Here is a 9,106-nt window from a genome sequence, read left to right as displayed (position 1 = left end):
GGGAGTAAATAAAATTTGCCCTTCGCGGAGCATTGCTCTTTCAACCGCTTGGGGTTCTTTCACTTTTACTATCATGTCTGCTTTCGCGAAAACGTCAGCAGCATGCGGGAGAATGGATGCGCCGACAGCGATGTAATCATCGTCTGAAAAACCAATGCCGGCACCTGCATTGGTCTCAATCATAACTTGGTGGCCATGTGAGATAAGTTCTCTCACACTCGCTGGGATCATGCCAACACGGTATTCGTGGTTTTTGATTTCCTTAGGTACACCAATGATCATCCTGAATCCTCTTTATATAATGGTTGTATTGACTGTTAGTAGGGTGTTATTGTCGAGTTAATGACTAGTATAGTTATTGATTGACAATATTTGTCACCAAATATTAAAAAGTTGTAGTATATTTTTTTGCAAGGAAGTAATAAGGTGGAATAAAAAATGGTAGACAACTATAAAAAACCGTCCAAGGAACTAGACCGTATTGACCGCAACATTCTCAATGAACTGCAGAAAGACGGTCGTATTTCGAACGTTGAGCTTTCAAAACGAGTAGGACTTTCTCCAACGCCATGTTTGGAGCGTGTACGTCGCTTAGAGCGTCAGGGCTACATTACAGGATACACTGCGTTACTGAATCCGCAGTTTCTCGATGCATCACTTTTAGTCTTTGTTGAAATTACCTTAAACCGTGGTGCGCCAGATGTGTTTGAGCAATTCAATGCGGCTGTGCAAAAACTAGACGACATCCAAGAGTGTCATCTCGTTTCAGGTGACTTCGATTATCTTCTTAAAACCCGTGTATCGGATATGGGTGCTTACCGTCGATTACTTGGTGATACGCTACTGCGTTTACCTGGTGTAAATGACACGCGTACCTACGTTGTAATGGAAGAAGTGAAGCAATCTAACCAGCTTGTGATTAAAACTCGTTAAATTCTTGCAAAGAAAACAGTATATGATACTGCTTTCGACAGAGAACAATTGGGTTTTTCTCTTTGATATGGTTAAATCAATTTACCGAGCGGCTTAATGCCGCTCGGAATGTATAAATTCCCAATTCACTTCCATATTCAAGTTGATTTATGTTCAAAGAGAACGCAAAGAAAGTCGAAACTATTATTAAAACTAGTGAAGAGCCTCAGTCTTCTCGCTTAAATGGTTTCCAACGCTTAAAAGAGTGCTGCTTTATCGTTGGCGTTCTTAGCTCGATCCTACTCGCTGTGGCACTATTTACTTTTAGCCCTGCCGATCCTTCTTGGTCCCAAACTGCTTGGGGAGGGGAGATTAACAACGCTGGTGGCTTATTTGGAGCCTGGTTAGCCGATACCCTATTCTTTACTTTTGGTTCGCTCGCTTACCCGTTACCGTTTTTACTGGCGGTTGCTGCATGGGTGATTTGTCGTAAACGCGGTGAAGATGAACCGATTGATTTCATGCTGTGGGGAACCCGTTTACTGGGCCTCACAGTTTTGATTATGACCAGTTGCGGTTTGGCCGATATCAACTTTGATGATATTTGGTACTTCTCGTCGGGCGGAGTTGTCGGCGATGTGCTGACCAGCTTGTCCCTACCGACTCTGAATGTCCTAGGCACTACTCTCGTACTACTTTTCCTTTGGGGGGCCGGCTTTACGCTCTTTACAGGGATATCATGGCTAAATATCGTTGAATGGCTTGGTGATCGTGCTCTTGCTTTAGTGGGGGCGACAGCAACAAAGTAAGAGGTTCGGAGCAAGAAACAATTGAACCGCAACTCGATGAGTTTATTGACGACCAAGTGACGAACAAGCATTCTGGTGATGAACTGGCAGAAGATACGTTACCGCATCTTACTGCTTATGATGTTGATGAGCCTAAACCGCAAGTGGCATCACACGAATACCCAATTTACATGCCACAAACTCAGCCTGAAAAAACGGTGACTCGATCTGCTGTGGAAAGTGAGCCCCATAGGGACGCACCTCCCGTGGCCGAACCAGCGCCAAGTCCGAGTGCTGCACCCACTGCGACACCTGTGTCTGCTCAACCGAAACCGCAGGTTCAAGAGCAATCTCCTGTTCAATCTCGAGCACAAGCACAATCTCAAATGCAGCCAGTCAACACTGATGGTGTTAATCCATCCATAGAAAGAAGTAAGCAACTGGATGTCACGATTGAAGCGTTAGAAGCCGCTGCGCAACAGGCGGACGACTGGGCAACAGAGCAGGATCCTTTATTGGCACCGACTCAGTACCAGCAGTCGTATGCTGAGAATCCAGTGTACCAGCCTGAGCCTGAGTACGCTGCATATGAGTCTTTCGCGGCTGAGCAAGCTCACTCACAGCCTCAACATCAGCAACAAATACAAGACGAGATGGAAGACACTCCGGTTATTGATACCGCGTCTTTAGATACTATCTCTGCGAATACGGAACCTGGTGCACACATTGAACCGACCATTTCAGACTTTGATGTGCTTGATGACGAAGATGATTATGTCTCTGCTCAGCCTGTTGTAACAGAGCAAGCTCCGCAGCATACTCACCATACACAGCAGCCATCGGCAATGTCTGCACAGCCTGTGGAGTCACAATCTGGAACGCCAACTCAGGCAACATTTGAACCAGCGCCACAAGCCACACAATCCGATGTTGTAGAACCTGTGGTGGAAGAAGTGAGCGAAGGTGATCAAGATGTTGCCGCATTCCAAGGAATGGTCTCAAATGCACAAGCAAAAGTTGCAGCTACGCAAAACCCATTCTTGATGAAGCAAGAAGAGAACTTGCCTGTACCAGAAGAGCCTCTACCAACACTTGAGTTACTTTATCATCCAGAGAAGCGAGAAAATTTCATTGATCGCGATGCGTTAGAAGAAGTCGCGCGCCTTGTAGAAACCAAGCTGGCTGACTACAAGATCAAAGCTGATGTGGTGGGTATTTATCCTGGCCCCGTTATCACACGCTTTGAGTTAGATTTAGCTCCGGGTGTAAAAGTAAGTCGCATTTCCGGCCTTTCAATGGACTTAGCACGTGCACTATCAGCAATGGCAGTCCGTGTGGTGGAAGTGATCCCGGGTAAACCTTATGTGGGTCTAGAGCTGCCAAACATGAGTCGTCAGACAGTTTATTTATCTGATGTCATTAACAGCCCTCAGTTTGAAAACGCCACATCACCTACAACGGTGGTTTTAGGTCAAGACATTGCAGGTGAAGCCGTCATCGCTGACATTGCGAAGATGCCGCACGTACTTGTCGCAGGTACAACGGGTTCAGGTAAATCGGTCGGTGTGAACGTGATGATTTTGAGTATGCTATACAAGGCATCGCCAGAAGATCTGCGTTTTATCATGATTGACCCGAAAATGCTGGAGCTGTCGATTTACGAAGGCATTCCGCATCTTCTTTCTGAAGTTGTAACGGATATGAAAGATGCTTCTAACGCACTCCGTTGGTGTGTGGGTGAAATGGAGCGTCGTTACAAACTGATGTCGGCATTGGGCGTCCGTAATGTCAAAGGCTTTAATGAGAAGCTTAAGATGCAGCAGAAGCGGGCCACCCAATCCATGATCCATTCTGGCAAGAAGCGACAGTATGGATACTGAGCCACCGTTGTTAGAAAGACTGCCGTATATCGTGGTTGTGGTTGATGAATTTGCCGACCTGATGATGGTTGTTGGTAAGAAAGTTGAAGAACTGATCGCTCGTTTAGCACAAAAAGCGCGTGCAGCAGGGATTCACTTGATTCTCGCGACTCAGCGTCCATCTGTTGATGTTATTACAGGCTTGATTAAAGCGAACATTCCAACGCGTGTGGCGTTTACCGTATCGACCAAAACTGACTCTCGTACCATTCTAGATCAAGGCGGCGCGGAGTCACTGCTGGGTATGGGTGATATGCTTTACTTACCTCCGGGTTCAAGCCATACCACTCGTGTACACGGTGCATTCGCTTCGGACGATGATGTACACGCAGTGGTTAACAACTGGAAAGCGCGTGGTAAACCAAACTACATCGATGAAATCATTAGTGGTGAGCAGGGTCCAGAAAGTTTACTGCCAGGTGAACAAATGGAAGCCGATGAAGATGTCGACCCACTGTTCGATCAGGTAGTAGAACATGTGGTTCAGTCACGTCGCGGTTCGGTTTCTGGTGTTCAACGTCGCTTTAAGATTGGTTATAACCGTGCTGCTCGTATTGTCGAGCAGTTAGAAGCTCAAGGTATTGTTAGTGCTCCAGGCCATAACGGTAATCGTGAAGTGCTAGCCCCCGCGCCACCAAAAGATTAATGAACGACTCTTACTCATCTCTGTCATATAAGAGATGAGTAATAATCGGTCTCTTGACCCCGTGATAGGTATTTGAATGAAAAAATCATTTTCAGCGAAACTCTTCTCTGCAGTTGTATTGAGTCTTTCTATTTTCTCGGTCGCGAATGCTGCGACCCCAAAAGCGGAATTGAACAAGCGTTTATCGATAAATGAAGGTTTTAGTGCGGATTTCTCTCAAAAGGTGATCAGCCCAGAGGGCGAAACGGTGATGGAAGGCGAGGGTACTGTGGAAATTTCTCGCCCAAGTCTATTTCGTTGGAGTACCACCTTTCCTGATGAAAACTTATTGATCTCAGATGGCAAGACGCTCTGGTACTACAGTCCATTTATTGAGCAAGTCAGTATTTATTGGCAAGAACAAGCTGCTGAGCAAACTCCATTTGTACTTTTGACTCGTAATCGAGCTAGTGATTGGGACAACTATTCAGTGTCGCAGAAAGGCAATGAATTTACTCTTATCCCTACAGCGGTTGACTCGACACAAGGCCGATTTCAAATCAATATCGATACCAAAGGTATTGTTAAAGGCTTCAATGTGATTGAACAAGATGGTCAAAAAGGCTTGTTCAAATTCAGCAATGTGAAGCTAGGAAAGCCTAAAGCTAACCGATTTACATTCACGATTCCAAAAGGTGTGGAAGTGGATGACCAAAGGAACTAACTGGTCGTGACGAATTACACATTAGATTTCTCAGGGGACGAAGATTTTCGTCCCCTTGCTGCACGTATGAGACCGCAAACGGTCGAACAATACATTGGTCAGCAACATATCCTCGGTCCGGGGAAGCCATTACGTCGAGCGCTGGAAGCGGGACACATTCACTCGATGATCTTATGGGGACCGCCGGGAACGGGGAAAACAACCCTTGCGGAAGTGGCGGCGAATTATGCCAATGCTGAAGTTGAACGCGTTTCAGCGGTGACTTCTGGCGTGAAAGACATTCGTGCTGCGATTGACAAGGCGCGTGAGAACAAAATGGCAGGGCGACGTACTATCCTTTTTGTCGATGAGGTACACCGCTTCAACAAGTCTCAACAAGATGCTTTCCTACCTCATATTGAAGATGGGACCGTCACTTTTATTGGTGCGACCACAGAAAATCCCTCCTTTGAACTCAATAACGCATTGTTATCCCGTGCGCGTGTTTACAAGCTGACCTCGTTGGATAAAGATGAGATTTTGTTAGCCTTAAATCAGGCGATCAACGATAAAGAGCGCGGTTTAGGAAATACGTCAGCCCACTTTGCCGATAATGTTTTGGACCGATTGGCAGAGCTGGTCAACGGTGACGCACGTATGTCTCTTAATTACCTTGAGCTTCTGTACGATATGGCAGAAGACAATGCTCAAGGAGAAAAAGAAATCACCTTGAAGTTGTTGGCTGAAGTCGCGGGAGAAAAAGTATCTCGATTCGATAACAAAGGCGATATTTGGTACGATTTGATCTCTGCTGTTCACAAGTCTATCCGTGGTTCCAATCCTGATGGGGCATTATACTGGGCTGCGAGGATGATTTCGGCGGGCTGTGATCCCTTGTATATTGCAAGACGGCTACTAGCGATTGCGTCGGAAGATATTGGAAACGCGGATCCAAGGGCGATGCAGGTTGCGTTGTCTGCTTGGGACTGTTTTACCCGAGTTGGGCCCGCAGAAGGTGAAAGAGCGATTGCTCAAGCGATCGTCTACCTTGCTTGTGCGCCAAAGAGCAACGCGGTTTATGTTGCTTGGAAACAGGCGTTAACCGATGCTCACAACTTGCCTGAGTATGAAGTGCCTCATCATCTGCGAAATGCGCCCACCAGTTTAATGAAAGACATGGGCTACGGGGCAGAGTACCGTTACGCTCATGATGAGCCGGGCGCCTATGCGGCGGGAGAAAAGTATCTGCCGCCCGAAATGGCAGAGCGTCGGTACTATCAACCGACAAACAGAGGCCTTGAAACCAAAATCGGCGAAAAGTTAGATTACTTGGCTAATTTAGACGCAAATAGCCAACAAAAGCGCTATGAAAAGTAAGCGTTTTTGGATACATTTATTTGAACTATTTTTTTGCGTGCTAACAAAATGCGAGCGCGCGACTTCACAACTACAAAAGCATAGGATTAACAATGCTGGATTCTAAATTACTTCGAACTGAGCTGGATGATACAGCTGCAAAACTGGCGCGTCGTGGCTTTAAGCTAGACGTCGAGACAATCCGTAACCTTGAAGAACAACGCAAGTCCATTCAAGTAGAAGTTGAAAATTTACAATCCACACGTAACTCCATCTCCAAGCAAATCGGCCAAAAAATGGCGGCGGGCGATAAAGAAGGTGCAGAAGAGATCAAGAAGCAAATCGGTACACTTGGTAGCGATCTAGATGCGAAAAAAGTTGAACTTGACGCAGTCATGGCTCAACTTGAAGAGATCACTCTATCGGTTCCAAACCTGCCAGCTGATGATGTGCCAGATGGTAAAGATGAGGACGACAACGTAGAGATCTCTCGTTGGGGTGAGCCAAAAACTTACGATTTCGAACTGAAAGATCACGTTGATCTCGGTGAAATGGGTGACGGTCTTGATTTCGCAAGCGCAACGAAGATCACTGGGGCACGTTTTATCGTCATGAAGGGACAATTCGCGCGCTTACACCGTGCTATTGCTCAGTTCATGCTCGATCTTCATACAGAAGAGCACGGTTACACAGAAATGTACGTGCCGTACCTTGTTAACTCTGACAGCCTGTTTGGTACAGGTCAACTGCCTAAGTTTGGTAAAGACCTATTCCACACAGAGCCGCTTGAAGAGAAAGTGAACGACGAAGAGCCGCGTAGACTATCGCTTATCCCAACAGCAGAAGTACCAGTCACAAACATGGTACGTGACACCATCTCTGATGAAGCGGATCTGCCTATAAAGATGACAGCACACACACCATGTTTCCGCTCTGAAGCGGGGTCTTACGGGCGTGATACTCGTGGATTGATTCGTATGCACCAGTTCGACAAAGTTGAGCTAGTACAAATCACGAAGCCAGAAGATTCAATGAACGCACTGGAAGAACTCACTGGTCATGCTGAGAAAGTGCTACAGCTTCTAGAGCTTCCTTACCGTAAAGTGGTTCTATGTACAGGTGATATGGGCTTCGGTGCTCGTAAGACTTATGACTTAGAAGTGTGGGTTCCGGCGCAAGAAACTTACCGTGAAATTTCTTCATGTTCTAACATGTGGGATTTCCAAGCTCGTCGTATGCAGGCGCGTTTCCGTCGTAAAGGCGAGAAGAAACCTGAGCTTGTGCACACACTAAACGGTTCTGGTCTAGCAGTAGGCCGTACAATGGTTGCTATCCTTGAAAACAATCAAGAAGCAGACGGTCGCATAGCAATCCCAACTGCACTTCAGAAATACATGGGTGGCGCAACGCACATCGGTTAATTCATTAATCGCCAGAACATTAAAACCCAGCCTGAGTGCTGGGTTTTTTAATCGTTGTCTGCTGGACGTGAGTTATATAAAGCAGTCTTCACATTGAAGCGCGGCTTCAATTGCATTAACCAGCTTCTCAATATCTTTTGGTTCGCTAATAAACGGCGGCATCATGTAAATCAGCTTTCCAAATGGACGAATCCACACGCCTTGTTCAACAAATAGGGCTTGGATGACTTCCATATTTACAGGGCGATGCGTTTCTACCACTCCAATTGCACCCAACCAACGAGTATTTTTCACCAAGTCGTATTCTTCTAGTTTTGGCAGCAATTCAGAAAAGAGTGTCTCGATTTGTTTGGTTTGCTGTTGCCATTCGCCTTGTTCGATTAATTCTAAACTTGCCGTTGCAACGGCACAGGCTAACGGGTTGCCCATAAAGGTGGGGCCGTGCATAAAGCAGCCAGCTTCACCTCCGCAAACGGTATCAGCGACGTGTTTACTCGTGAGTGTCGCTGACAGGGTCATATAACCGCCGGTGAGCGCTTTACCAACACATAGAATGTCTGGCTGAATATCCGCGTGCTCACAAGCAAACAATTTACCGGTACGACCAAAGCCAGTTGCGATTTCATCAGCAATCAGTAGTAGACCATACTGATCGCAAAGCTTGCGAACCCCGTTCAGAAACTCAGGGTGGTAAATTCGCATTCCTCCAGCACCTTGCACGATAGGTTCAAGGATCACTGCGGCAAGTTCTTGGTGATGCTGTGCCATTTTTTGTTCGAAGTCAGCTAGGTCTTCTGGCTTCCAATCATCCCAGTAACCACACGTTGGTGATTCCGCAAAAATATGTTCAGGCAAGAAGCCTTTGTAGAGAGAGTGCATGGAGTTCTCTGGGTCGGTCACCGACATCGCAGCAAAGGTATCGCCATGATAGCCGTGTCGCAAAGTGAGGAATTTTGGTCTACGTTCTCCTTTAGCGTGCCAATATTGTAGTGCCATTTTCAGGCTCACTTCAACGGCGACTGAGCCGGAGTCAGCAAGAAACACATGTTCTAAACGGTTCGGCGCAAGAGACAGTAGTTTTTTACAGACGTTGATGGCTGGTTGGTGAGTGATGCCACCAAACATGACATGCGACACTTGGTCTATTTGGTTATGTGCCGCTTGGTTTAGATGAGGATGATTGTAGCCATGAATGGTTGACCACCAAGAAGACATGCCATCAACCAGTTCGGTTCCATCTTCCAGTGTAATGTGTACACCACGTGCGGAGGCGACAGGATAGCAGGTCAGAGGTGTCAGGGTAGAAGTGTAAGGATGCCATATATGCTGGCGATCGAAGGCGAGATCCATATGCGATTCCATAAAATTGCAGTTCAATAAAT

General features: G+C 46.5%; 5 protein-coding genes and 2 pseudogenes. 5 read left to right on the top strand and 2 right to left on the bottom strand.

What is annotated here, in order from left to right; all coding sequences use genetic code 11:
* Positions 1 to 282 (bottom strand): annotated as a pseudogene (locus tag SU60_RS17295) (alanine dehydrogenase); the annotation flags it as partial.
* Between the two features lie 156 nt (positions 283 to 438).
* Between SU60_RS17295 and lrp the strand changes: the two are divergent.
* The 5 genes and pseudogenes from lrp to serS all read left to right on the top strand — a co-directional run bounded on the left by lrp (position 439) and on the right by serS (position 7,724).
* Positions 439 to 933, top strand: coding sequence for a leucine-responsive transcriptional regulator Lrp (gene lrp / locus SU60_RS17290; protein ID WP_041156621.1), 495 nt, complete (start codon positions 439 to 441; stop codon positions 931 to 933).
* 149 nt (positions 934 to 1,082) lie between these two features.
* A pseudogene (locus tag SU60_RS22670) lies at positions 1,083 to 4,265 on the top strand (DNA translocase FtsK 4TM domain-containing protein).
* A gap of 76 nt (positions 4,266 to 4,341) precedes the next feature.
* A complete protein-coding gene (gene lolA, locus SU60_RS17275) occupies positions 4,342 to 4,968 on the top strand; it encodes an outer membrane lipoprotein periplasmic chaperone LolA (RefSeq protein WP_041156619.1) in 627 nt (208 codons plus the stop codon).
* 66 nt (positions 4,969 to 5,034) lie between these two features.
* Complete coding sequence (locus SU60_RS17270; RefSeq protein ID WP_408058847.1) at positions 5,035 to 6,324, top strand: replication-associated recombination protein A; 1,290 nt, start codon at positions 5,035 to 5,037, stop codon at positions 6,322 to 6,324.
* Positions 6,325 to 6,416: 92 nt separating this feature from the next.
* The gene (gene serS / locus SU60_RS17265) at positions 6,417 to 7,724 is read left to right on the top strand and encodes a serine--tRNA ligase (RefSeq protein ID WP_041156617.1); all 1,308 of its coding nucleotides are present in this window, start codon (positions 6,417 to 6,419) and stop codon (positions 7,722 to 7,724) included.
* Positions 7,725 to 7,796: 72 nt separating this feature from the next.
* Here the strand turns inward: serS and bioA are convergent, their stop codons facing one another.
* Complete coding sequence (gene bioA, locus SU60_RS17260) at positions 7,797 to 9,074, bottom strand: adenosylmethionine--8-amino-7-oxononanoate transaminase (RefSeq protein WP_041156616.1); 1,278 nt, start codon at positions 9,072 to 9,074, stop codon at positions 7,797 to 7,799.
* Between the last annotated feature and the right edge of the window lie 32 nt (positions 9,075 to 9,106).

Origin of the sequence: Vibrio mytili (assembly GCF_000830505.1) — a bacterium.
GTDB classification, from domain to species: Bacteria; Pseudomonadota; Gammaproteobacteria; order Enterobacterales; family Vibrionaceae; genus Vibrio; species Vibrio mytili.
Note: the sequence above shows the minus strand (reverse complement) of the source record. Positions and strands in the feature narration are given on the sequence as shown.

What these genes read in the sequence shown, in the direction of transcription:
- lrp (WP_041156621.1), top strand. Translation starts at nt 439, where the DNA reads ATGGTAGACAACTATAAAAAACCGTCCAAGGAACTAGACCGTATTGAC.
- serS (WP_041156617.1), top strand. Translation starts at nt 6,417, where the DNA reads ATGCTGGATTCTAAATTACTTCGAACTGAGCTGGATGATACAGCTGCA.
- bioA (WP_041156616.1), bottom strand. Translation starts at nt 9,074, where the DNA reads ATGGATCTCGCCTTCGATCGCCAGCATATATGGCATCCTTACACTTCT.
- SU60_RS17270 (WP_408058847.1), top strand. Translation starts at nt 5,035, where the DNA reads ATGAGACCGCAAACGGTCGAACAATACATTGGTCAGCAACATATCCTC.
- lolA (WP_041156619.1), top strand. Translation starts at nt 4,342, where the DNA reads ATGAAAAAATCATTTTCAGCGAAACTCTTCTCTGCAGTTGTATTGAGT.